Consider the following 23766-nt stretch of genomic DNA (forward strand, 5'->3'; position numbering starts at 1 on the left):
AAAGGGAGGTAGGCCCCTTGATAGATGTAAATAACTTTGAATATATGAAGATTGGACTTGCTTCACCCGACAAGATTCGCTCTTGGTCATACGGTGAAGTAAAGAAACCAGAAACAATTAACTATCGTACGTTAAAGCCTGAAAAAGATGGCTTATTCTGCGAGCGTATTTTCGGACCGCAAAAAGACTGGGAATGTCATTGCGGAAAGTATAAACGTGTACGTTATAAAGGTGTAGTTTGTGATCGATGTGGCGTTGAAGTAACGCGTGCAAAAGTTCGTCGTGAACGTATGGGTCACATTGAATTAGCTGCTCCTGTATCTCATATTTGGTATTTCAAAGGTATCCCAAGCCGCATGGGACTTGTCTTAGACATGTCCCCTCGCGCGCTTGAAGAAGTAATTTATTTCGCTTCCTATGTTGTAACAGAAAGTGGAGATACACCACTTGATAAGAAGCAATTACTTTCTGAAAAAGAATACCGTGCGTATCGTGACCGATACGGCAGCACATTCCAAGCTGCTATGGGTGCAGAAGCAATTAGAAAGTTATTACAAGATATCGATTTAGATAAAGAAGTAGACTTCTTAAAAGAAGAGTTAAAAACAGCGCAAGGACAACGTCGTACTCGTGCTATTAAACGTCTAGAAGTATTAGAAGCATTCCGTAACTCTGGAAATGCACCATCTTGGATGATCCTAGAAGTTCTTCCGGTTATCCCGCCAGAGCTTCGTCCAATGGTACAGCTAGATGGTGGACGTTTTGCAACTTCTGATTTAAATGACTTATATCGTCGTGTAATCAACCGTAACAATCGTTTAAAACGTCTATTGGACTTAGGTGCACCTAGCATCATCGTTCAAAACGAAAAACGTATGTTACAAGAAGCTGTAGATGCATTAATCGATAATGGTCGTCGTGGCCGTCCAGTTACTGGACCAGGTAACCGTCCATTAAAATCACTTTCTCACATGCTAAAAGGTAAACAAGGACGTTTCCGTCAAAACTTACTAGGTAAACGTGTTGATTACTCTGGTCGTTCCGTTATCGTTGTAGGACCGAACTTAAAGATGTATCAATGTGGTTTGCCAAAAGAAATGGCGCTTGAACTGTTCAAACCTTTCGTTATGAAAGATTTAGTGGAAAAAGGTTTAGCACACAATATCAAGAGTGCGAAACGTAAAATTGAGCGTGTACAACCTGAGGTTTGGGATGTTTTAGAATCTGTGATTAAAGAACACCCAGTACTTCTAAACCGTGCTCCAACACTTCACCGTCTTGGTATCCAAGCGTTCGAACCTACATTAGTAGAAGGACGTGCAATCCGTCTTCACCCACTTGTATGTACTGCATACAACGCGGACTTTGACGGTGACCAAATGGCGGTTCACGTTCCGTTATCATCAGAGGCACAAGCAGAAGCTCGTCTTCTTATGTTAGCGGCACAAAACATCTTGAACCCGAAAGACGGAAAACCAGTTGTTACACCATCTCAGGATATGGTATTAGGTAACTATTACTTAACACTTGAGCGTGAAGGTGCAATTGGTGAAGGTATGGTGTTCAAAGATACAAACGAAGCATTGCTTGCGTATCAAAACGGATATGCACATTTGCATACTCGTGTCGCAGTTGCTGCAAGTTCAGTAAACAACGAAACATTTACTGAAGAGCAAAAGAGCAAACTTCTATTAACAACAGTTGGTAAATTAATATTCAACGAAATCTTACCGAAGTCGTTCCCTTATATTAATGAACCAACAAATTCAAACCTTGAAAAAGAAACACCAGCGAAATATTTCGTTGAAAAAGGTGCGAACATTAAAGAGATTATTGCTAGTCGCGAAGAAGTGGCACCATTTAGCAAGAAAATTCTTGGTAATATCATTGCGGAAGTATTTAAACGTTTCAAGATTACAGAAACGTCTCGCATGCTTGACCGTATGAAAAACTTAGGATTTAAATACTCTACTAAGGCTGGTATTACAGTTGGGGTAGCAGATATTCTTGTATTAGGTGAAAAAGATGAAATTCTGCACGAAGCACAAGCAAAAGTAGATACAGTAATTAAACAATTCCGTCGCGGTTTAATCACGGAAGAAGAACGTTACGATCGCGTAATCTCTATTTGGAGTAATGCGAAAGATGTTATCCAAGGAAAACTGATGAAATCCTTGAATAAACGCAACCCGATCTTCATGATGAGTGACTCTGGTGCCCGTGGTAACGCATCGAACTTTACTCAGCTTGCTGGTATGCGTGGTCTGATGGCTAACCCATCTGGTCGTATCATCGAACTTCCGATCAAATCAAGTTTCCGTGAAGGTTTAACAGTACTCGAGTACTTCATCTCTACGCATGGTGCGCGTAAAGGTCTTGCCGATACAGCACTTAAGACTGCCGATTCTGGTTACTTAACACGTCGTCTTGTAGACGTTGCACAAGATGTTATCGTTCGTGAAGACGATTGTGGAACAGATCGTGGCTTACTAATTGGTGCGATTAAAGAGGGTAATGAAATTATCGAGTCCTTATATGATCGTCTTGTAGGACGTTTTGCACGAAAAACTGTAAAACATCCTGAAACAGGTGAAGTATTAGTTCGTGAAAATGAATTAATTACAGAAGATATTGCTCATATCGTTGAAAATTCTGGTGTTGAAACAGTAAACATCCGTTCAGCGTTTACATGTAACACTCGCCACGGCGTATGTAAGAAGTGTTACGGTCGTAACTTAGCTACTGGAACAGACGTAGAAGTAGGAGAAGCGGTAGGTATTATCGCAGCTCAATCTATCGGTGAGCCAGGTACACAGTTAACGATGCGTACGTTCCATACAGGTGGGGTTGCTGGAGACGATATCACACAAGGTTTACCTCGTATCCAAGAGATCTTCGAAGCGCGTAATCCGAAAGGTCAGGCAGTTATCAGTGAAATCGACGGTGTTATCGCAGCGATCAACGATGTTAAAGATCGTCAAGAGGTAGTTGTACAGGGCGACGTTGAAGCTCGCACATATGCAATTCCTTATGGAGCTCGTCTGAAAGTAGCACCAGGACAGCCAATTGAACACGGAAAAGAGTTAACAGAAGGTTCTATTGATCCGAAAGAATTACTAAAAGTAACAGACATTACAGCAGTTCAAGAATACTTACTACGCGAAGTACAAAAAGTATACCGTATGCAAGGGGTAGAAATTGGTGACAAACACGTAGAAGTAATGGTTCGCCAAATGCTGCGTAAAGTCCGTGTAAGTGATGCAGGTGAAACGGATGTATTACCAGGAACATTACTAGATATCCATCAGTTTACTGATGCGAATGCGAAAGTGTTGCTAAAAGGTAAACAACCAGCAACAGCAAGACCAGTTCTTCTTGGTATTACGAAAGCTTCACTTGAAACAGATTCATTCTTATCTGCAGCATCGTTCCAAGAAACAACTCGTGTCTTAACAGATGCAGCAATTAAAGGTAAGCGCGATGAACTTCTAGGATTGAAAGAAAATGTTATTATCGGTAAACTTGTTCCAGCGGGAACTGGTATGAATCGTTATCGCAGAGTGGACCTTGTCAAATCAGCACAAGACGGCATGAATGTAGAAAACGATGAGGTTTACGTAGAACAGTAAAATTTTCCGGCGTAAATTTTGTATAAAAACAAATAATCCTAGTTGACATTGTACGAGTCAAAATGTTACTATAATCAAGGTTGCTCCTAAACGATGCTTTGGAGGATATGTATATGTCTTATCAAAGAGTATCAATTGCGGAAAATGTAGTCGTTGGTCATAAACGTACATTGGAAGCAATCAAAAATGGTACAGTTAAAGAAGTTGTCATTGCAGAAGATGCTGACATGCGGTTAACCCATGTTATAACTCGAACTGCTCTGCAACATAACGTGCCCATAACCAAAGTTGAATCTATACGTGAACTTGGAAAAGTTTCGGGGATTCAAGTAGGAGCTTCAGCAATAGGAATAATAAGTTAAAACTGTTTTTGTGAGGAGAGAGCATTTGCTCTCCCTTGCAAAAACTTTGTTTTCAACTAATAATGAACCACCTGGATATGTGGTCATACAAACATGCGAAGGGAGGATAAATCAAATGCCTACTATTAACCAATTAGTGAGAAATGGTCGTACTGATAAAGTATGGAAATCTAAATCACCTGCGTTAAACAAAGGTTTCAACTCTTTAAAGAAAAAATCAACTGATATCTCTGCACCTCAAAAACGTGGTGTATGTACTCGTGTTGGTACAATGACTCCAAAGAAACCGAACTCAGCGTTACGTAAATACGCTCGTGTACGTTTAACAAACGGTATCGAGGTTACTGCTTACATCCCAGGTATCGGTCATAACCTACAAGAGCATAGCGTAGTATTAATTCGCGGTGGTCGTGTAAAGGATTTACCGGGGGTACGTTACCACATCGTTCGTGGTGCGCTTGATACAGCTGGTGTTGACAAACGTATGCAAGGACGTTCTAAATATGGTACTAAGAGACCAAAACCTGCTAAGAAATAATAAACTTGAACTGAAAGGAGGAAATCAATATGCCTCGTAAAGGACCTGTTGCGAAACGTGACGTGTTACCAGATCCAATGTACAATTCTAAACTAGTAACACGCCTAATCAACAAAATGATGGTTGACGGTAAAAAAGGTAAATCTCAAACAATTCTTTATAACGCGTTCGATATCGTTCGTGAACGTGCTGGTAAAGAACCAATGGAAGTATTCGAGCAAGCTCTTAAGAACATTATGCCTGTTCTTGAAGTACGCGCTCGTCGTGTTGGTGGTGCTAACTACCAAGTTCCAGTTGAGGTTCGTCCAGAACGCCGTACAACTTTAGGTCTTCGCTGGTTAGTAAACTATTCTCGTCTTCGTGGTGAAAAAACTATGGAAGAACGTTTAGCTTACGAAATCTTAGATGCAGCTAACAATGCTGGTGCATCTGTTAAGAAACGTGAAGACACTCATAAAATGGCAGAAGCTAACAAAGCATTTGCTCATTACCGTTGGTAGGATTCAACGCAAAATAATTGTAAGCATAAACCGCTTTATTTGTCGCTTATGAAAGTGTGGAGAGGGAGAATGCCTCTCCCTTTCAATGGGCGCTCGTTTTACATAATGAGGGTACTGGACATACTGACATGTGTAACAAAATAAAGTGGCTTTTTTGCTACTTAAAATAAACTAATCCAATCCATAACAGGAAGGAGAAAGACACCAAATGACTAGAGAGTTCTCCTTAGAAAACACTCGTAATATTGGTATCATGGCTCACATCGACGCTGGTAAAACAACAGCAACTGAGCGTATCCTGTACTATACAGGCCGCATTCACAAAATCGGTGAAACTCACGAAGGTGCATCTCAGATGGACTGGATGGAGCAAGAGCAAGAGCGTGGTATCACAATTACTTCTGCTGCAACTACAGCTCAATGGAAAGGTCACCGTGTAAACATTATTGACACTCCAGGACACGTAGACTTCACAGTAGAAGTAGAACGTTCTTTACGCGTACTTGATGGTGCGGTAGCAGTACTTGATGCACAATCTGGTGTTGAACCACAAACAGAAACTGTTTGGCGTCAGGCTACTACTTATGGCGTACCACGTATCGTATTCGTTAACAAAATGGATAAAATTGGTGCGGATTTCTTATACTCTGTAGGAACAATCCACGATCGTTTGCAAGCAAACGCACATCCAATTCAGTTACCAATTGGTGCTGAAGATCAGTTCAATGGTATCATTGATCTTGTAGAAGAGTGTGCTTACATGTACGCAAATGATTTAGGAACAGACATCGAGCGTGTTGAAATTCCTGAAGAGCATAAAGAATTAGCTGCTGAATACCGTGGAAAACTTATTGAAGCGGTAGCGGAACTTGATGAAGAACTGATGATGAAGTACCTAGAAGGCGAAGAGATCTCTATTGAAGAGCTTAAAGCTGGTATCCGTAAGGCTACAACTTCTGTTGAATTCTTCCCAGTAATCTGTGGTTCAGCATTCAAAAATAAAGGTGTTCAAATTCTGTTAGATGCAGTTATTGACTACCTACCATCTCCACTTGATGTACCTGCTATCAAAGGTATCGTTCCTGATACTGATGAAGAGTTAGTACGTCATTCTAGCGACGAAGAGCCATTCGCAGCTCTAGCGTTTAAAATTATGACTGACCCTTATGTTGGTAAGTTAACGTTCTTCCGTGTGTACTCTGGTGTGTTAAACTCTGGATCATACGTGAGAAACTCAACTAAAGGTAAGCGTGAGCGTGTAGGTCGTATCCTACAAATGCACGCAAACAGCCGTCAAGAGATTTCAACAGTTTATGCTGGTGATATCGCTGCTGCTGTCGGTTTAAAAGATACTACAACTGGTGACACTCTTTGTGATGAGAAGGGTCTTGTTATCCTTGAATCTATGGAGTTCCCTGAACCAGTTATCTCTGTAGCTATCGAACCAAAATCTAAAGCTGACCAAGATAAAATGGGTACAGCATTAGCTAAGCTTTCTGAAGAAGATCCAACTTTCCGTGCTCATACTGATCAAGAAACTGGCCAAACAATCATCGCTGGTATGGGTGAACTTCACCTTGATATCATCGTTGACCGTATGCGTCGTGAGTTCAAAGTAGAAGCAAACGTTGGTGCACCTCAGGTGGCATACCGTGAAACTTTCCGCGCTGCTGCGAAAGTTGAAGGTAAGTTTGCTCGTCAATCTGGTGGTCGTGGACAATTCGGTCACGTTTGGATTGAATTTGCACCTAACGAAGAAGGTAAAGGATTCGAATTTGAAAACAAGATTGTCGGCGGTGTAGTTCCACGTGAATATATCCCTGCTGTACAAGCTGGTCTTCAAGATTCACTTAAAAACGGTGTACTAGCTGGCTACCCACTGGTAGACGTTAAAGCTGCATTAGTTGACGGATCTTACCATGATGTTGACTCCTCTGAAATGGCGTTCAAAATCGCTGCGTCTATGGCACTTAAAGCTGCTGCTTCTAAGTGTAACCCAGCAATCCTTGAGCCAATGATGAAAGTTGAAGTAGTAATCCCTGATGAGTACCTAGGTGACATTATGGGTGACGTTACTTCTCGTCGTGGTCGTGTAGAAGGTATGGAAGCTCGTGGTAACGCGCAAGTTGTTCGTGCTATGGTTCCACTTTCTGAGATGTTCGGTTATGCAACGTCTCTACGTTCTAACACACAAGGTCGCGGAACATTCTCAATGGTATTTGACCATTATGAAGAAGTTCCACGTTCTATCGCAGAAGAAATTGTTAAAAAAAATAAAGGTGAATAATTGATTTTTATCGATTGTTCAAGTATAACTACTTATGTAAGCTTAGAAAGTTTGGGAGTTAATCCCTTACTTTCTAGTCTAAATATAAAATAACCTATATAAACTAAGGAGGAATTTAGAATGGCTAAAGCTAAATTCGAACGTTCTAAACCCCATGTTAACATCGGTACAATCGGCCACGTTGACCATGGTAAAACTACATTAACTGCTGCAATCACTACAGTTCTTGCAAAAGCTGGTGGTGCTGAAGCACGCGGATACGACCAAATCGATGCTGCTCCAGAAGAAAGAGAGCGCGGTATCACAATCTCAACTGCACACGTTGAGTACGAAACTGAAACTCGTCACTATGCACACGTTGACTGCCCAGGACATGCTGACTATGTTAAAAACATGATCACTGGTGCTGCTCAAATGGACGGCGGTATCTTAGTAGTATCTGCTGCTGATGGCCCAATGCCTCAAACACGTGAGCACATCCTTCTTTCTCGTCAAGTAGGTGTTCCTTACATCGTTGTATTCTTAAACAAATGCGACATGGTAGACGACGAAGAATTATTAGAATTAGTAGAAATGGAAGTTCGCGATCTATTATCTGAATATGGCTTCCCAGGCGATGATATCCCTGTAGTTAAAGGTTCTGCTCTTAAAGCTCTTCAAGGTGAAGCTGAGTGGGAAGAAAAAATCATCGAATTAATGGCTGAAGTTGATTCTTATATCCCAACTCCAGAACGTGAAACTGACAAACCATTCTTAATGCCTATCGAGGATGTATTCTCTATCACAGGTCGTGGTACAGTTGCAACTGGTCGTGTAGAGCGTGGAATCGTTAAAGTTGGTGACGTAGTAGAAATCATCGGTCTTGCTGAAGAGAATGCTACTACAACTGTAACTGGTGTAGAAATGTTCCGTAAGCTTCTTGACCAAGCTCAAGCTGGAGACAACATCGGTGCTTTACTTCGTGGGGTCGCTCGTGAAGATATCCAACGTGGACAAGTTCTTTCTAAAACTGGCTCTGTAAAAGCTCACGCTAAATTCAAAGCTGAAGTTTTCGTTTTAACTAAAGAAGAAGGTGGACGTCACACTCCATTCTTCGCTAACTACCGCCCACAATTCTATTTCCGTACAACTGACGTAACTGGTATCATCCAATTACCAGAAGGTACTGAAATGGTAATGCCTGGCGACAACATCGAAATGACTATTGAACTTATCGCTCCAATCGCAATTGAAGAAGGAACTAAGTTCTCTATCCGTGAAGGTGGACGTACTGTAGGTTATGGCGTAGTTGCTACAATTATCGCTGAGTAATCTTTAAATAGATTTAAAAAACTCAAGGGATCTTCCCTTGAGTTTTTTTGTTTCTATTTATTATAGAAGAAAGGGATGTTTTTTTATTTTGAACGAGTTTCTTCTATAGTATATAAACAACATAACTCAACATCCAAAAACTGTAAGCGGAATTACAGTAGAGGAAAACTTGAAATTCTTTAAAGTGCCATGTATAATAGCAAAAGTAGAAGAAAAGATGATGCAAACAAAATTAGTGTTGCATCTAGACGAATAACATTGTATAATAGACAATGTTGGTCTTTGACTGCGATGAAGTGGAAGGTTGCTGACACACCCGGCCGCTTTGCCATGGCATGGTGTGAGGAAATTTCCATGGAGAAGGTCTATTTTAGAAATAGGCGAACGAAGGAGGGAAAATAATGGCAAAAGAAAAAATTCGTATCCGTTTAAAAGCTTACGATCACCGTATTCTTGATCAGTCAGCTGAGAAAATTGTAGAAACAGCAAAACGTTCTGGAGCAACAGTTTCTGGTCCGATTCCATTACCAACGGAAAAAACTGTTTACACAATTCTTCGTGCTGTTCATAAGTACAAAGATTCTCGTGAGCAATTCGAAATGCGCACGCACAAACGTTTAATCGACATCGTGAGCCCTACTCCACAAACAGTAGACTCATTAATGCGTTTAGACTTACCATCTGGTGTAGATATCGAAATCAAACTATAATTTATATAACTTAAAAATGTAGGAGGTGTAACTCATGACCAAAGGAATCTTAGGAAGAAAGATCGGTATGACTCAAGTATTTGCTGAAAATGGTGAGCTAATCCCTGTAACAGTAATCGAATCAACTCCAAACGTTGTTCTTCAAAAGAAGACAGCTGAAACTGATGGCTACAATGCAATTCAGTTAGGATTTGACGATAAACGTGAAAAGTTAGCTAACAAACCTGAACAAGGCCATGCTGCAAAAGCAACTACTGCTCCTAAGCGCTTCATTCGCGAAATCCGCGATGCAGACGTGGACGGACTTGAGGTTGGTCAAGAGGTAAAAGTTGAAGTTTTCACTGCAGGTGAAATCGTAGACGTAACAGGAATTTCTAAAGGTAAAGGTTTCCAAGGTGCTATTAAACGCCACGGACAATCTCGCGGACCTATGTCTCATGGTTCTCGTTACCACCGTCGTCCTGGTTCAATGGGACCAGTTGCTCCGAACCGCGTGTTCAAAGGCAAAAAGCTTGCTGGACGTATGGGTGGAGACCAAGTTACGGTTCAAAACTTAGAAATCGTTCAAGTTGACGCTGAGCGCAACTTATTGTTAGTAAAAGGTAACGTTCCAGGTGCTAAGAAATCTCTTGTAGTTATTCAAGGCGCTGTGAAGGCTAGCAAATAATTCACAATAGGAAGGAGGAATTCCAATGCCAAAAGTTACTGTATATAACCAAACTGGTTCTCAGGTTGGTGAAATCGAATTAGCTGAAGCTATTTTCGGTATCGAACCAAATGAAGCTGTACTTTTTGAAGCTGTAATGATGCAACGTGCATCTTTACGTCAAGGTACACATAAAGTAAAAACTCGCTCTGAAGTGCGTGGCGGTGGTCGCAAACCATGGCGTCAAAAAGGAACTGGACGTGCTCGTCAAGGTTCTATCCGCTCTCCTCAATGGCGTGGTGGTGGTACGGTATTCGGACCTACACCAAGAAGCTATGCTTACAAACTTCCTAAGAAAGTTCGTCGCTTAGCTATTAAATCTGCATTAGCTACTAAAGTAGTAGAGAATAACATTGTAGTTCTTGAAGACTTAGTGTTAAATGCACCAAAAACAAAAGACATGGTAGCAGTACTTAAAGGATTGACTGTTGAGAAGAAAGCTCTTATCGTAACTGCTGATGCAAACGAAGCTGTTGAGTTATCTGCTCGCAACATTCCAGGAGTAACAGTAATCACTGCTGATGGCGTAAACGTTTTAGACGTGCTTCATCATGATAAGCTAATCATGACAAAAGCGGCAGTGGAAAAAGTAGAGGAGGTGCTTGCATAATGAGAGATCCTCGTGATATCATTAAGCGCCCAGTTATCACTGAACGTTCTATGGAAATGATGGCTGAAAAAAAATACACGTTCGATGTGGACGTTAAATCTAATAAAACAGAAGTTAAAGATGCTGTAGAAGCGATCTTTGGTGTTCAAGTTGATAAAGTAAACATCATGAACTACAAGCCGAAAGCAAAACGCGTTGGTCGTCACGCTGGTTTTACTAACCGTCGTCGTAAAGCAATCGTTAAGCTAACTGCTGATAGCAAAGAAATCGAAATCTTCCAAGGTGTTTAATTCTTACTAAAGAAGGAGGGAAATTGAGATGGCAATTAAAAAGTATAAACCAACCACTAACGGTCGTCGTAATATGACTACTAATGATTTCGCTGAAATCACGACTGATAGACCGGAAAAATCTTTACTTGCACCTTTAAGTAAACAGGCTGGACGTAACAACCAAGGTAAAATCACTGTACGTCATCAAGGTGGCGGACACAAACGACAATACCGTATCATCGACTTTAAACGTAACAAAGATGGAATTCCAGGACGCGTTGCTACGATCGAATACGATCCAAACCGCTCTGCGAATATCGCATTAATTAACTACGTTGACGGTGAAAAACGTTACATCCTTGCTCCTAAAAGCTTAGAAGTAGGTATGGAAATTATGTCTGGCCCAGAAGCTGACATTAAAATCGGTAACGCATTACCATTAATCAACATTCCAGTAGGTACTGTTGTTCATAACATCGAGCTTAAACCAGGCCGTGGCGGACAATTAGTTCGTTCTGCAGGTACTTCTGCTCAAGTACTTGGTAAAGAAGGTAAATACGTACTTGTACGTTTAACTTCTGGTGAAGTACGTTTAGTATTATCTGCTTGTCGCGCTACAGTAGGTCAAGTAGGTAACGAACAACACGAACTTATCAAAATCGGTAAAGCAGGTCGCTCTCGCTGGTTAGGTAAGCGCCCAACAGTTCGTGGTTCTGTAATGAACCCGGTTGATCACCCACACGGTGGTGGTGAAGGTCGCTCTCCAATCGGACGTAAGTCTCCAATGTCTCCATGGGGTAAACCAACTCTTGGATTCAAGACTCGTAAGAAAAATAAAGCGTCTGACAAATTCATCGTTCGTCGTCGTAAAAAATAATGGGATTGTAGTACGGTTCATATATAGAACCGTACGTCAATCACGAAGGGAGGCACCAAAATGGGACGTAGCTTAAAAAAAGGACCATTTGTCGATGATCATTTAATCAATAAAATTGCAAAGTTAGCTGAAACTGAGCAAAAGCAAGTTGTTAAAACTTGGTCTCGTCGCTCAACGATCTTCCCTCAGTTCATCGGTTATACAATTGCTGTATATGACGGTCGTAAACACGTACCTGTGTACATCACTGAGGACATGGTTGGCCATAAGTTAGGTGAATTCGCACCAACTCGTACGTACAAAGGTCACCTTGCTGACGATAAGAAAACTAGAAGATAATGAGAGGAGGCACTTCAATGCAAGCTAAAGCAGTAGCGAGAACAGTTCGTATTGCTCCTCGTAAAGTTCGTTTAGTAGTAGACTTAATCCGAGGTAAGCAAGTGGGTGAAGCGATTGCTATCCTTAACCACACACCAAAAACTGCTTCTCCAGTTGTAGAAAAAGTTTTAAAATCTGCAATCGCAAATGCAGAGCATAATTATGAAATGGACATTAACAACTTAGTTGTTGAAACAGTTTTCGTTGACGAAGGTCCTACGTTAAAACGTTTCCGTCCACGTGCAATGGGTCGTGCAAGCCAAATTAACAAACGCACAAGCCACATCACAGTTGTGGTATCAGAAAAAAAGGAGGGATAATCGATGGGTCAGAAGGTTAATCCAATTGGTCTTCGTGTCGGTATCATTCGTGATTGGGAATCTCGTTGGTTCGCTGAAAAAGATTACGCTACACTATTACATGAAGACATCAAAATCCGTGAGTACATTACTGTTCGCTTAAAAGATTCTGCTGTTGCTAAAGTAGAAATCGAACGTGCAGCAAATCGTGTAAATGTTACAATTCACACTGCAAAACCTGGTATGGTAATTGGTAAAGGTGGTACAGAAGTTGAAGCACTTCGTAAAGCTCTTAACCAATTAACAGGCAAGCGTGTACACATCAACATTTTAGAAGTTAAGAGAGCTGATCTTAACGCTAAATTAGTAGGCGAAAACATCGCTCGTCAATTAGAAAACCGTGTATCTTTCCGTCGCGCACAAAAACAAGTTATTCAACGTGCTATGCGTGCAGGCGCTAAAGGTATTAAAACACAAGTTTCTGGTCGTCTTGGCGGAGCTGATATCGCTCGTGCAGAATCTTACAGTGAAGGAACTGTTCCACTTCATACACTTCGCGCTGATATTGACTATGCAGCAGTTGAAGCTGATACAACATACGGTAAATTAGGCGTAAAAGTATGGATCTACCGTGGAGAAGTCCTTCCTACAAAAAAGAAAGCTTCTGAGGAAGGAGGAAAATAATATGTTAATGCCTAAACGCGTAAAATATCGTAGAGAGCATCGTGGTAAAATGCGTGGTCGTGCAAAAAACGGCACTGAAGTTCATTTTGGTGAATTTGGTCTACAAGCTCAAGAAGCTTCATGGATTACAAACCGTCAAATCGAGGCAGCTCGTCGTGCAATGACACGTCATATGAAACGTGGCGGTCAAGTATGGATTAAAATTTTCCCTTCTAAACCTTACACTGCTAAACCTCTAGAAGTTCGTATGGGTTCCGGTAAAGGTGCTCCAGAAGGCTGGGTTGCAGTAGTAAAACCTGGGAAAGTTATGTTTGAAATCGCGGGTGTATCTGAAGAGGTAGCACGTGAAGCATTACGTCTTGCGGCTCATAAATTACCAGTGAAATGTAAGTTCGTAAAACGTGAAGAAAATGGTGGTGAATCTAATGAAAACTAATGATATTCGTGAATTAACCACTGCCGAAATCGAAACAAAAGTTAAAGCTTTAAAGGAAGAGTTGTTTAACCTTCGCTTCCAACTTGCTACAGGACAATTAGAGAACCCAACTCGCATTCGTGAAGTGCGTAAAGCGATCGCTCGTATGAAAACTGTAGTTCGTGAAAGAGAGATCGGAATTAATCGATAAATTGAGGGGAGGTTTGCAAAGTGAGCGAACGTAACCAACGCAAAGTTTATACTGGTCGTGTTGTGTCTGACAAAATGGACAAAACGATTACAGTTTTAGTTGAAACTTACAAAACTCATTCCTTGTACGGAAAACGCGTTAAGTATTCTAAGAAGTACAAAGCGCATGATGAGCAAAACCAAGCAAAAGTTGGCGATATCGTTAAAATCATGGAAACTCGCCCGCTTTCTGCTACTAAGCGTTTCCGTTTAGTTGAAATCGTTGAAGAAGCGGTTATTATCTAAATAGACGAATCGGAATTTTTAGTCCGAAGGGAGGTTTCATAACATGATCCAACAAGAATCTCGTTTGAAAGTTGCTGACAACTCTGGTGCACGTGAACTTTTAACAATTAAAGTATTAGGCGGCTCTGGTCGTAAATATGCTAACATCGGTGATATTATCGTTGCTACGGTAAAACAAGCAACACCAGGTGGCGTTGTTAAAAAAGGTGACGTTGTTAAAGCGGTAGTAGTACGTACGAAGAGCGGTGCTCGTCGTCCAGACGGTTCTTACATTCGTTTTGATGAAAACGCAGCGGTTATCATTAAAGACGATAAGAGCCCACGTGGTACTCGTATCTTCGGACCAGTAGCTCGTGAATTACGTGATAGCAACTTCATGAAGATCGTTTCTTTAGCTCCAGAAGTTCTATAATTTAAGGTATTGCCTTGCTAAGGAGGTGCAGAATTAAGATGCATGTAAAAAAAGGTGATAAAGTTCAGGTAATCACTGGTAAAGACAAAGGAAAACAAGGCGTTATCCTTGAGGCTTTCCCAAAAGAAAACCGTGTTATCGTTGAGGGTGTTAACATCGTTAAAAAACACTCTAAGCCATCTCAATTGAATCCACAAGGTGGAATCATTACGAAAGAAGCACCTATCCACGTATCTAATGTTATGGCATTAGATCCGAAAACAGGTGAACCTACTCGCGTAGGCTTCAAAGTAGAAGATGGTAAAAAAGTTCGTATTGCAAAAAAATCTGGTGAATTATTAGATAAATAATTTTCTTATGAAAGGAGGTCACTTCATTGAATCGCCTTAAAGAGAAGTTCCAAAAGGAAATTACTCCTGCTCTAGTGAGCAAGTTTAACTATAAATCTGTAATGGAAGTACCGAAGATCGAAAAGATCGTAATCAACACTGGTGTTGGTGACGCGGTATCCAACTCTAAAGCTTTAGACAATGCAGTAGAAGAATTAACTCAAATCGCAGGTCAAAAACCTGTGGTAACTCGCGCGAAAAAATCTATCGCAGGTTTCCGTCTTCGTGAAGGTATGCCTATCGGTGCAAAAGTTACTTTACGCGGCGAGCAAATGTATGAGTTCTTCGACAAATTAGTAACAGTTTCTTTACCACGTGTACGTGATTTCCGTGGTGTATCTAAGAAATCTTTCGATGGTCGTGGTAACTACACATTAGGTGTTAAAGAGCAACTAATTTTCCCTGAGATTGATTATGATAAAGTAAGCAAAGTCCGCGGTATGGACATCGTAATCGTTACAACAGCGAAAACTGATGAAGAAGCTCGTGAACTTTTAACACAATTCGGTATGCCATTCCAAAAATAATGGAAGCCAACGCTAAGTAGAGGAGGCGAAAACGTGGCTAAAAAATCTATGATCGCGAAACAAAAGCGTACTCCTAAGTTTAAAGTGCAAGAGTATACACGTTGCGAACGCTGCGGTCGTCCGCATTCTGTATACCGCAAATTTAAACTTTGCCGTATTTGTTTCCGTGAACTTGCATATAAAGGTCAAATTCCTGGTGTTAAAAAAGCTAGTTGGTAAAACCCACAAATGGGAAGGAGGTAAAACACATGGTGATGACAGATCCAATTGCAGATATGCTTACTCGCATCCGTAATGCGAACATGGTACGTCATGAGAAATTAGAGGTTCCTGCTTCTAAAATCAAAAAAGAGATCGCTGAACTTTTAAAACGTGAAGGTTTCATTCGTGATGTAGAATACATCGAGGATAACAAACAAGGTATCCTTCGTATTTTCCTGAAATATGGTGCAAACAACGAACGTGTAATCACTGGATTAAAACGTATCAGTAAACCTGGCTTACGCGTTTACGCAAAAGCTGATGAAGTACCACGTGTACTTAACGGATTAGGTATCGCTCTTGTTTCTACATCTAAGGGAGTAATGACGGACAAAGACGCTCGTCAATTACAAACTGGTGGAGAAGTAGTAGCATACGTTTGGTAATATATATTTAAACGAACGGAGGTGTGACCACATGTCTCGTATTGGTAAAAAGATTCTTGAAATCCCTGCAGGTGTTACTATCACAGTAGCAGAAAATAATACTGTAACAGTAAAAGGCCCTAAAGGGGAATTAACTCGTACTTTCAATGCTGATATGTCTATCAAGATTGAAGAAAATACACTAACAGTTGAGCGTCCATCTGAACAGAAGGACCACCGTGCATTACACGGTACAACTCGTGCTTTACTAGGTAACATGGTTGAAGGTGTAACTACAGGTTTCACACGCGGACTTGAATTAGTCGGTGTTGGTTACCGTGCTCAAAAACAAGGTAACAAACTTGTATTAAGCGTAGGTTATTCTCATCCAGTAGAAATGACTCCAGAAGCAGGCCTTGAAGTTGAAGTACCTGCTCCAACAAAAATCGTAATCAAAGGTATCGACAAGCAACGTGTTGGCGAATTTGCTGCTAACGTTCGTGCTGTACGTGCTCCAGAGCCATATAAAGGCAAAGGTATTCGTTACGAAGGCGAAACTGTTCGTCGTAAAGAAGGTAAAACTGCTAAGTAAGCCCGTTAGGTGAAAGAAAGGAGTGACAAGAATGATCACTAAAGCTGATAAAAATGTAACTCGTAAGAAAAGACATGCACGTGTACGTGCTAAGCTTACTGGTACTGCAGAACGTCCACGTTTAAACGTTTTCCGTTCTAATCAACACATTTACGCTCAAGTTATTGATGATGTAAATGGTGTAACATTAGTAAGTGCATCTACTCTTGATAAAGACCTTGCTCTTAACGGTACAAGCAACACTGAAGCTGCTACGAAAGTTGGCGAATTAGTTGCTAAGCGTGCTGTAGAGAAAGGCGTTAAAGAAGTAGTATTCGATCGCGGCGGTTACTTATACCATGGCCGTGTTAAAGCTCTAGCTGAAGCTGCTCGTGAGGCTGGATTACAATTTTAATGGTCAAAGGAGGGAAAATTGATGCGTCGCATTGACCCAAGTAAATTAGAACTTGAAGAACGTGTAGTTACGATAAATCGTGTTGCGAAAGTTGTTAAGGGTGGTCGTCGTTTCCGCTTTGCTGCACTAGTTGTAGTTGGTGATAAAAACGGTCACGTTGGATTCGGTACTGGTAAAGCACAAGAGGTACCAGATGCAATTCGCAAGGCTATCGAAGATGCTAAGAAAAACTTAATCGAAGTACCACTAGTTGGTACAACAATTCCACACGTAATCAACGGTCATTTTGGAGCTGGTGAAGTATTCTTAAAACCTGCTGCAGAAGGTACTGGAGTTATCGCTGGTGGACCAGTTCGTGCGGTTCTTGAATTAGCTGGTGTACAAGATATTCTTTCGAAATCTCTTGGTTCTAACACACCAATTAACATGATTCGTGCAACTGTAAACGGATTAAGCGAGCTTAAGCGTGCTGAAGATGTTGCAAAATTACGCGGTAAATCTGTAGAAGAGCTACTAGGTTAAGAAGGAGGGAAAACAAATGGCGAAAAAGTTAGAAATTACCCTCACTCGTAGTGTAATTGGTCGTCCACAAGATCAACGTGCGACTGTAGAAGCGTTAGGACTTAAAAAGCTTAATTCAACTGTAGTTAAGGAAGAAACTCCTGCTATTCGCGGTATGATCAACAAAGTTTCTCACCTTGTAACTGTAAAAGAAGCTTAATGATAACTCATTAATATAAGGAGGTGCCTGGGAATGAAACTTCATGAATTACAACCTGCAGAAGGTTCTCGTAAAGTACGTAACCGTGTCGGTCGTGGTATCGGTTCTGGTAACGGAAAAACTGCTGGTAAAGGTCATAAAGGACAAAACGCTCGTTCTGGTGGTGGTGTTCGTCTTGGCTTCGAAGGTGGTCAAACTCCATTATTCCGTCGTTTACCAAAACGCGGCTTCACAAACATTAACCGTAAAGAGTTTGCTATCGTGAACTTATCAACGTTAAATCGTTTTGAAGATGGTACAGAAGTTACACCTGAATTATTGCTGGAAACTGGCGTTATCAGCAAGTTAAACGACGGTGTTAAAATTCTTGCAAGCGGAGCAGTTGAGAAAAAACTTACTGTGAAAGCTCACAAGTTCTCTTCAAGTGCTAAAGAAGCAATTGAAGCAGTTGGCGGAACAGTAGAGGTGATCTAATGTTTCGTACAATCTCCAACTTTATGCGCGTTGCTGAGATAAGACGTAAAATATTATTCACTTTAGCGATGTTAATCGTATTCAGAATTGGCACGTTTATCCCAGTGCCATTTACAAATGGAGACGTACTGAAAGCACAAGATCAGTTAAATGCATTAGGGATCCTAAATACATTTGGCGGTGGCGCTTTGAAAAACTTCTCCATCTTTGCGATGGGAATCATGCCGTATATTACAGCATCCATCATCGTGCAATTATTGCAGATGGATGTTGTTCCTAAATTTTCGGAATGGTCGAAGCAAGGCGAAATGGGCCGTCGTAAATTAACACAGTTTACACGTTACTTTACGATTGTTCTTGCGTTTATTCAGGCGTTCGGTATGTCAATCGGTTTTAACGGTATGGTAGGTGGGCAGTTAATTTTGAATCCAGGTTGGAGCACTTATTTATACATTGCTACGGTACTGACTGCTGGTACTGCATTTTTAATGTGGTTAGGTGAACAGATTACTGCAAAAGGTGTAGGAAACGGAATTTCCATCCTCATCTTTGGAGGTATTGCCGCGGCGATCCCAAATGTATTATCTCAAGTGTATTTACAGCAGTTTCAAAATGTTGGAGATCAACTGTTCATGAGTATCGTTAAAGTTGGATTGATTGTACTGGCTGTGCTAGCGGTTGTTGTTGGAGTTATTTTCATCCAACAGGCTGTTCGAAAAATCCCAATTCAATATGCGAAGCGTGTAACAGGAGGAAATGGTAGTTATACTGGAGCACAAAACACACATTTACCGCTTAAGGTAAATAGTGCGGGTGTTATTCCAGTAATTTTTGCTGTTTCATTCTTGATTACACCTCCAACCATTGCACAGTTCTTCCCGAAACATGATGTATCGCAGTGGATTATCAAAAACTTTAACTATTCTCACCCAGTGGGAATGATCATATATGTTGCGCTCATTGTAGCCTTCACATATTTCTATGCTTTTGTTCAGGTAAATCCAGAGCAAATGTCAGAGAATCTAAACAAGCAAGGTGGATATGTTCCTGGTATTCGTCCGGGTAAGAATACAGAACAATATCTAACAAAAATCTTGTATCGTTTGACCTTTGTGGGATCTATTTTCCTAGCAGCGATTGCTATTCTACCGGTTATTTTCACTAAACTTGGGAACCTTCCGCCATCTGCACAGATTGGTGGAACGAGTATGCTAATCGTTGTCGGCGTTGCTTTAGAAACAATGAAGCAGCTAGAAAGCCAACTGGTAAAACGCCATTACAAAGGGTTTATCAAACAGTGAGCAAGTGGGGAGAGATATCTTCCCTACATGTTCATTGATCAGGGGGAATACAGATGAACTTAATCTTAATGGGGCTTCCTGGTGCTGGTAAAGGTACACAAGCCGAACAGATTGTTGCCAAGTACAACATCCCTCACATCTCGACAGGAGATATGTTTCGTGCAGCTATGAAAGATGAGACTGAACTTGGTTTGCAAGCTAAATCCTTTATTGATAAAGGCGCGCTCGTTCCAGATGAGGTTACAATCGGAATCGTTCGTGAACGTTTAAGTCAAGAAGACTGTGTAAAGGGCTTCTTATTAGATGGTTTTCCACGAACAGTTGCACAAGCATCTGCGCTTGAAGAGATTATGAAAGATCTTGGCAAAAAAATCGACTATGTTTTAAACATTAATGTGGATTCAGGATTGCTATTAAAACGTCTAACAGGACGTCGCATTTGTAAAGAGTGCGGTGCGACTTACCACTTAGAATTCAATCCGCCAGCAAAAGCTGACGTGTGCGATAAATGTGGCGGCGAATTATATCAGCGTTCTGATGACAATGAAGAGACTGTAGCAAAACGTTTAGAGGTAAACATTAAGCAAACACAACCTTTGCTTGATTTCTATGACGAGCTTAGTTACTTGCAAAACATTAATGGTGAGCAAGATATCAATAAAGTATTTGCTGATATCGATGTTCTCATCGGAGGCTTAGCGTAATGATCATTTGCAAAACTCCTCGCGAGATAGAGATTATGCGAGAAGCTGGCAGGATCGTTGCTTTAACTCATCAAGAGTTAAAAAAGCATATTGCCCCAGGAATTACAACGAAAGAGCTCGATCAAATAGCGGAAAAGACGATTCGTAAATATGGTGCTACGCCATCGTTTAAAGGATACAACGGATTTCCGGGAAGCATCTGTGCTTCTGTAAATGAAGAGCTTGTACATGGGATTCCAGGAAAGCGCAAGCTCCAAGAAGGCGATATCATCAGTATCGATATTGGTGCGAAATACAATGGGTACCATGGAGATTCTGCATGGACGTATCCAGTAGGAAACATTTCTGAATCTGTTCAAAAGCTACTTGATGTCACAGAAAAATCGTTGTATCTTGGTTTAGAACAAGTAAAACCAGGCGAGAGATTATCAAATGTCTCACATGCGGTTCAAACGTATGCTGAAGATAACGGGTTCTCGATCGTTAGGGAGTATGTTGGTCACGGAATCGGGCAAGACTTACATGAAGACCCACAAATCCCGCACTATGGTCCACCAAATAAAGGTCCTAGATTAAAGCCGGGAATGGTCATCTGTGTTGAACCGATGGTGAATCAAGGAAGACGATATGTAAAAACACTATCTGATGACTGGACAGTGGTAACGGTAGATGGTAAATGGTGTGCCCACTTCGAGCACACGATTGCTCTTACAGAAGCAGGATACGAAATCCTTACCACTTTATAAGTAGCTGGCTCTCCGGGATTTCAGAACAGTGTAAAATACTACTGATTTGAAGAAGGGAGAACATTGAATGGCTAAAGATGATGTAATTGAAGTCGAAGGTACCGTTCTTGAAACGTTGCCAAATGCTATGTTCAAAGTAGAATTAGAGAATGGGCATGTCGTATTGGCTCACGTTTCTGGTAAAATCCGCATGAATTTCATTCGTATTTTACCAGGAGACAAAGTTACGGTAGAATTATCTCCGTACGATTTAAATCGTGGTCGTATTACGTACCGTTTTAAATAATATAGCACTCCGTAATCTTTAAGGAGGTTCGAGACATGAAAGTAAGACCGTCAGTTAAACCAATCTGCGAAAAATGTAAAGTTATTCGTAGACGTGGAAAAGTAATGGTTATTTGTGAAAACCCTAAACATAAACAAAAACAAGGTTAATCTGAAGGAGGTGCATTCGGAATGGCACGTATCGCAGGTGTAGATATTCCTCGTGACAAACGCGTTGTTATTTCTTTAACTTACGTATTCGGCATTGGTCGCACGACTGCCGAAAAAATTCTTGCTGAAGCTGGAGTTTCTGAAGAAACTCGAGTTCGCGAATTAACTGAAGACGAATTAGGTCGTATCCGTGATATCGTAGACCGCATTAAAGTTGAGGGAGATCTTCGTCGTGAAGTTTCTCTAAACATTAAGCGTCTTATGGAGATCGGTTCTTATCGTGGTCTTCGTCATCGTCGTGGTTTACCAGTTCGTGGTCAAAACTCTAAAAACAATGCTCGTACACGCAAAGGTCCACGTCGTACAGTAGCAAATAAAAAGAAATAATAAGTAAAGGAGGTTGAACTAACAATGGCACGTAAAACAAACACTCGTAAAAAACGTGTGAAAAAGAATATTGAAGCTGGTATTGCTCATATTCGTTCTACTTTCAACAACACAATCGTAACACTTACAGATACTCACGGTAACGCACTTTCTTGGTCTAGTGCAGGTGCACTTGGTTTCCGTGGATCTCGTAAATCTACTCCATTCGCTGCACAAATGGCTGCTGAAGCAGCTTCAAAAGTAGCTATGGAGCACGGTTTAAAAACTTTAGAGGTTACTGTAAAAGGTCCTGGTGCTGGTCGTGAAGCTGCAATTCGTGCGCTTCAAGCTGCAGGTCTAGAAGTAACAGCAATCAGAGATGTTACTCCAGTACCTCATAATGGATGTCGTCCGCCAAAACGTCGTCGTGTATAATTTTTCTGTATAGATTTTTCCCTATTGTCTATAATGGATATGATGCATTATCGAGAAATTTCGTACAGAAACATCGCTTGTTGTGCACAATCGGGAACTGCCTAAGGGGGACTTTCGGTTAGACAGAGGTTTTTACCTGTGCCTAACCGAGGTTTCGACGTTTTGAAGGAGGGTTTAGTTAATGATTGAAATTGAAAAACCGAAAATCGAAACGGTTGAACTTAACGAAGATGCTAAGTATGGTAAATTCGTGATTGAACCGCTTGAGCGTGGATACGGTACTACGTTGGGTAACTCCTTACGTCGTATTCTTTTATCCTCACTCCCTGGTGCCGCTGTAACTGCTATCCAAATCGATGGCGTTTTACACGAATTTTCAACAGTTGAGGGCGTAGTAGAAGACGTTACGACGATCATCTTAAACTTGAAAAAGTTAGCTCTTAAAATCTACTCTGAAGAAGAGAAGACGTTGGAAATCGATGTGCAGGGCGAAGGTATTGTCACAGCTGCTGATATTACTCACGATAGTGATGTTGAAATCTTAAATCCGGATTTATACATTGCAACGTTAGCAAAGGATGCGCATTTCCGCATGCGTTTAACTGCAAAGCGTGGCCGTGGGTATACGCCAGCTGTTGCTAATAAAAGCGAAGATCAACCAATAGGTGTTATTCCTATTGATTCTATTTATACTCCAGTATCACGTGTAACTTACCAAGTGGAAAAGACACGTGTCGGACAAGTGGCAAATTATGATAAGCTTACGCTTGATGTATGGACGGATGGAAGCATCGGGCCAAAAGAAGCTATCTCTTTAGGTGCCAAAATCTTAACTGAGCATTTGAACATCTTCGTTGGTTTAACTGATGAAGCGCAAAATGCTGAGATTATGGTAGAAAAGGAAGAAGATCAAAAAGAAAAAGTTCTAGAAATGACAATTGAAGAACTTGATCTTTCTGTTCGTTCTTATAATTGCTTAAAACGTGCAGGTATTAATACTGTACAAGAGCTTGCGAACAAAACAGAAGAAGATATGATGAAAGTTCGTAACTTAGGACGTAAATCCTTAGAAGAAGTTAAGCATAAACTTGAAGAATTAGGTTTAGGCCTACGTAAAGACGACTGAGGATTTAAACTCATCAACAAAGGAGGGAACTACGAATGGCATACAGAAAATTAGGCCGTACAAGTGCGCAACGTAAAGCTATGTTACGTGACTTAGCTACTGATTTAATTATCAACGAGCGCATCCAAACGACAGAAACTCGTGCAAAAGAACTTCGTTCCGTAGTGGAAAAAATGATCACTTTAGGTAAACGCGGAGATCTTCATGCTCGTCGTCAAGCAGGAGCATTCATTCGCAATGAAGTTGCTAATGCTGAGACTGGTCAAGATGCACTTCAAAAATTATTCGCTGATGTAGCTCCACGCTATGCTGAGCGTCAAGGCGGATACACTCGTATTGCAAAAATTGGTCCACGTCGCGGTGACGCTGCACCAATGGTAATTATCGAGTTAGTATAATGATAATAAAAGGGCAGGACAGTTCTTTTCAAGTAACTGGTCATGGC

General features: G+C 41.0%; 36 protein-coding genes. All 36 read left to right on the top strand.

What is annotated here, in order from left to right; genetic code table 11:
* Positions 1 to 17 precede the first annotated feature (17 nt).
* The 36 genes from rpoC (at position 18) to rplQ (ending at position 23719) form a co-directional block, all read left to right on the top strand.
* Positions 18 to 3629: a DNA-directed RNA polymerase subunit beta' gene (rpoC, locus tag QUF99_RS03985; protein ID WP_289368732.1), complete on the top strand. Its 3612-nt coding sequence runs from the start codon at positions 18 to 20 to the stop codon at positions 3627 to 3629.
* A gap of 113 nt (positions 3630 to 3742) precedes the next feature.
* Positions 3743 to 3991 carry a ribosomal L7Ae/L30e/S12e/Gadd45 family protein gene (locus QUF99_RS03990; protein ID WP_286123104.1) on the top strand — a complete coding sequence of 83 codons (249 nt, stop codon included), beginning with the start codon at positions 3743 to 3745 and terminating at the stop codon, positions 3989 to 3991.
* Between the two features lie 115 nt (positions 3992 to 4106).
* On the top strand, positions 4107 to 4529 hold the full coding sequence (gene rpsL, locus QUF99_RS03995) for a 30S ribosomal protein S12 (protein WP_001142341.1): 423 nt from the start codon (positions 4107 to 4109) through the stop codon (positions 4527 to 4529).
* Between the two features lie 29 nt (positions 4530 to 4558).
* On the top strand, positions 4559 to 5029 hold the full coding sequence (rpsG, locus tag QUF99_RS04000) for a 30S ribosomal protein S7 (protein ID WP_286123105.1): 471 nt from the start codon (positions 4559 to 4561) through the stop codon (positions 5027 to 5029).
* Between the two features lie 208 nt (positions 5030 to 5237).
* On the top strand, positions 5238 to 7316 hold the full coding sequence (gene fusA / locus QUF99_RS04005) for an elongation factor G (protein ID WP_289368733.1): 2079 nt from the start codon (positions 5238 to 5240) through the stop codon (positions 7314 to 7316).
* Positions 7317 to 7436: 120 nt separating this feature from the next.
* A complete protein-coding gene (tuf, locus tag QUF99_RS04010; RefSeq protein ID WP_289368734.1) occupies positions 7437 to 8627 on the top strand; it encodes an elongation factor Tu in 1191 nt (396 codons plus the stop codon).
* 401 nt (positions 8628 to 9028) lie between these two features.
* Entirely contained in the window at positions 9029 to 9337 is a 309-nt protein-coding gene (gene rpsJ / locus QUF99_RS04015; RefSeq protein ID WP_001040596.1) for a 30S ribosomal protein S10, read from the top strand.
* Between the two features lie 34 nt (positions 9338 to 9371).
* Positions 9372 to 10004 carry a 50S ribosomal protein L3 gene (gene rplC / locus QUF99_RS04020; RefSeq protein ID WP_289368735.1) on the top strand — a complete coding sequence of 211 codons (633 nt, stop codon included), beginning with the start codon at positions 9372 to 9374 and terminating at the stop codon, positions 10002 to 10004.
* Positions 10005 to 10029: 25 nt separating this feature from the next.
* Complete coding sequence (rplD, locus tag QUF99_RS04025; RefSeq protein WP_003194351.1) at positions 10030 to 10653, top strand: 50S ribosomal protein L4; 624 nt, start codon at positions 10030 to 10032, stop codon at positions 10651 to 10653.
* Positions 10653 to 10943, top strand: a complete 291-nt coding sequence (rplW, locus tag QUF99_RS04030; RefSeq protein WP_286123110.1) for a 50S ribosomal protein L23 — start codon at positions 10653 to 10655, stop codon at positions 10941 to 10943. Before rplD ends, rplW begins: the two co-directional genes overlap by 1 nt.
* Before the next feature lie 28 nt (positions 10944 to 10971).
* Positions 10972 to 11802, top strand: coding sequence for a 50S ribosomal protein L2 (rplB, locus tag QUF99_RS04035; protein ID WP_289368736.1), 831 nt, complete (start codon positions 10972 to 10974; stop codon positions 11800 to 11802).
* 60 nt (positions 11803 to 11862) lie between these two features.
* Positions 11863 to 12141, top strand: coding sequence for a 30S ribosomal protein S19 (rpsS, locus tag QUF99_RS04040; RefSeq protein ID WP_289368737.1), 279 nt, complete (start codon positions 11863 to 11865; stop codon positions 12139 to 12141).
* A gap of 17 nt (positions 12142 to 12158) precedes the next feature.
* Positions 12159 to 12500, top strand: coding sequence for a 50S ribosomal protein L22 (rplV, locus tag QUF99_RS04045; protein ID WP_003194358.1), 342 nt, complete (start codon positions 12159 to 12161; stop codon positions 12498 to 12500).
* A 3-nt stretch (positions 12501 to 12503) separates the two neighbouring features.
* On the top strand, positions 12504 to 13163 hold the full coding sequence (gene rpsC, locus QUF99_RS04050) for a 30S ribosomal protein S3 (protein ID WP_002009771.1): 660 nt from the start codon (positions 12504 to 12506) through the stop codon (positions 13161 to 13163).
* Position 13164: 1 nt separating this feature from the next.
* Positions 13165 to 13599: a 50S ribosomal protein L16 gene (gene rplP, locus QUF99_RS04055; protein WP_286123113.1), complete on the top strand. Its 435-nt coding sequence runs from the start codon at positions 13165 to 13167 to the stop codon at positions 13597 to 13599.
* Positions 13589 to 13789: a 50S ribosomal protein L29 gene (gene rpmC, locus QUF99_RS04060; RefSeq protein WP_000855718.1), complete on the top strand. Its 201-nt coding sequence runs from the start codon at positions 13589 to 13591 to the stop codon at positions 13787 to 13789. Before rplP ends, rpmC begins: the two co-directional genes overlap by 11 nt.
* Before the next feature lie 20 nt (positions 13790 to 13809).
* Positions 13810 to 14073 (top strand): 30S ribosomal protein S17, encoded by a 264-nt coding sequence (gene rpsQ, locus QUF99_RS04065; RefSeq protein WP_011983253.1) that lies wholly within the window; start codon positions 13810 to 13812, stop codon positions 14071 to 14073.
* Positions 14074 to 14116: 43 nt separating this feature from the next.
* The gene (gene rplN, locus QUF99_RS04070; RefSeq protein ID WP_011983254.1) at positions 14117 to 14485 is read left to right on the top strand and encodes a 50S ribosomal protein L14; all 369 of its coding nucleotides are present in this window, start codon (positions 14117 to 14119) and stop codon (positions 14483 to 14485) included.
* Between the two features lie 38 nt (positions 14486 to 14523).
* Positions 14524 to 14835, top strand: coding sequence for a 50S ribosomal protein L24 (rplX, locus tag QUF99_RS04075; RefSeq protein WP_289368739.1), 312 nt, complete (start codon positions 14524 to 14526; stop codon positions 14833 to 14835).
* A 26-nt stretch (positions 14836 to 14861) separates the two neighbouring features.
* Entirely contained in the window at positions 14862 to 15401 is a 540-nt protein-coding gene (rplE, locus tag QUF99_RS04080; protein WP_286123115.1) for a 50S ribosomal protein L5, read from the top strand.
* A gap of 33 nt (positions 15402 to 15434) precedes the next feature.
* Positions 15435 to 15620: a 30S ribosomal protein S14 gene (rpsN, locus tag QUF99_RS04085; RefSeq protein ID WP_001085700.1), complete on the top strand. Its 186-nt coding sequence runs from the start codon at positions 15435 to 15437 to the stop codon at positions 15618 to 15620.
* A gap of 29 nt (positions 15621 to 15649) precedes the next feature.
* Positions 15650 to 16048 carry a 30S ribosomal protein S8 gene (gene rpsH, locus QUF99_RS04090; RefSeq protein ID WP_000245511.1) on the top strand — a complete coding sequence of 133 codons (399 nt, stop codon included), beginning with the start codon at positions 15650 to 15652 and terminating at the stop codon, positions 16046 to 16048.
* A 31-nt stretch (positions 16049 to 16079) separates the two neighbouring features.
* Positions 16080 to 16619 carry a 50S ribosomal protein L6 gene (rplF, locus tag QUF99_RS04095; RefSeq protein WP_289368740.1) on the top strand — a complete coding sequence of 180 codons (540 nt, stop codon included), beginning with the start codon at positions 16080 to 16082 and terminating at the stop codon, positions 16617 to 16619.
* 31 nt (positions 16620 to 16650) lie between these two features.
* Positions 16651 to 17013, top strand: a complete 363-nt coding sequence (gene rplR, locus QUF99_RS04100; RefSeq protein WP_286123117.1) for a 50S ribosomal protein L18 — start codon at positions 16651 to 16653, stop codon at positions 17011 to 17013.
* 21 nt (positions 17014 to 17034) lie between these two features.
* A complete protein-coding gene (rpsE, locus tag QUF99_RS04105; protein ID WP_286123118.1) occupies positions 17035 to 17535 on the top strand; it encodes a 30S ribosomal protein S5 in 501 nt (166 codons plus the stop codon).
* A 16-nt stretch (positions 17536 to 17551) separates the two neighbouring features.
* Positions 17552 to 17734 (top strand): 50S ribosomal protein L30, encoded by a 183-nt coding sequence (gene rpmD / locus QUF99_RS04110; protein WP_020062307.1) that lies wholly within the window; start codon positions 17552 to 17554, stop codon positions 17732 to 17734.
* Positions 17735 to 17767: 33 nt separating this feature from the next.
* Positions 17768 to 18208, top strand: a complete 441-nt coding sequence (gene rplO, locus QUF99_RS04115) for a 50S ribosomal protein L15 (RefSeq protein WP_286123119.1) — start codon at positions 17768 to 17770, stop codon at positions 18206 to 18208.
* Positions 18208 to 19509 carry a preprotein translocase subunit SecY gene (gene secY / locus QUF99_RS04120; protein WP_289368741.1) on the top strand — a complete coding sequence of 434 codons (1302 nt, stop codon included), beginning with the start codon at positions 18208 to 18210 and terminating at the stop codon, positions 19507 to 19509. The genes rplO and secY overlap by 1 nt, the downstream gene beginning before the upstream one ends.
* A gap of 53 nt (positions 19510 to 19562) precedes the next feature.
* Positions 19563 to 20213, top strand: a complete 651-nt coding sequence (locus QUF99_RS04125) for an adenylate kinase (RefSeq protein WP_286123121.1) — start codon at positions 19563 to 19565, stop codon at positions 20211 to 20213.
* A complete protein-coding gene (map, locus tag QUF99_RS04130; protein ID WP_289368742.1) occupies positions 20213 to 20959 on the top strand; it encodes a type I methionyl aminopeptidase in 747 nt (248 codons plus the stop codon). Before QUF99_RS04125 ends, map begins: the two co-directional genes overlap by 1 nt.
* Before the next feature lie 67 nt (positions 20960 to 21026).
* Positions 21027 to 21245 carry a translation initiation factor IF-1 gene (infA, locus tag QUF99_RS04135; RefSeq protein WP_001029884.1) on the top strand — a complete coding sequence of 73 codons (219 nt, stop codon included), beginning with the start codon at positions 21027 to 21029 and terminating at the stop codon, positions 21243 to 21245.
* A gap of 35 nt (positions 21246 to 21280) precedes the next feature.
* Entirely contained in the window at positions 21281 to 21394 is a 114-nt protein-coding gene (rpmJ, locus tag QUF99_RS04140) for a 50S ribosomal protein L36 (protein WP_000868344.1), read from the top strand.
* Positions 21395 to 21415: 21 nt separating this feature from the next.
* Entirely contained in the window at positions 21416 to 21781 is a 366-nt protein-coding gene (rpsM, locus tag QUF99_RS04145; protein ID WP_286123123.1) for a 30S ribosomal protein S13, read from the top strand.
* Positions 21782 to 21805: 24 nt separating this feature from the next.
* Positions 21806 to 22195 carry a 30S ribosomal protein S11 gene (gene rpsK / locus QUF99_RS04150; protein ID WP_002009745.1) on the top strand — a complete coding sequence of 130 codons (390 nt, stop codon included), beginning with the start codon at positions 21806 to 21808 and terminating at the stop codon, positions 22193 to 22195.
* Between the two features lie 181 nt (positions 22196 to 22376).
* Positions 22377 to 23321 (top strand): DNA-directed RNA polymerase subunit alpha, encoded by a 945-nt coding sequence (locus QUF99_RS04155; protein WP_286123124.1) that lies wholly within the window; start codon positions 22377 to 22379, stop codon positions 23319 to 23321.
* A 35-nt stretch (positions 23322 to 23356) separates the two neighbouring features.
* Entirely contained in the window at positions 23357 to 23719 is a 363-nt protein-coding gene (gene rplQ / locus QUF99_RS04160) for a 50S ribosomal protein L17 (protein WP_286123125.1), read from the top strand.
* Positions 23720 to 23766: the final 47 nt, after the last annotated feature.

The sequence above is a fragment of the Bacillus sp. DX4.1 genome (assembly GCF_030348195.1).
Taxonomy (GTDB): Bacteria; Bacillota; Bacilli; order Bacillales; family Bacillaceae_G; genus Bacillus_A.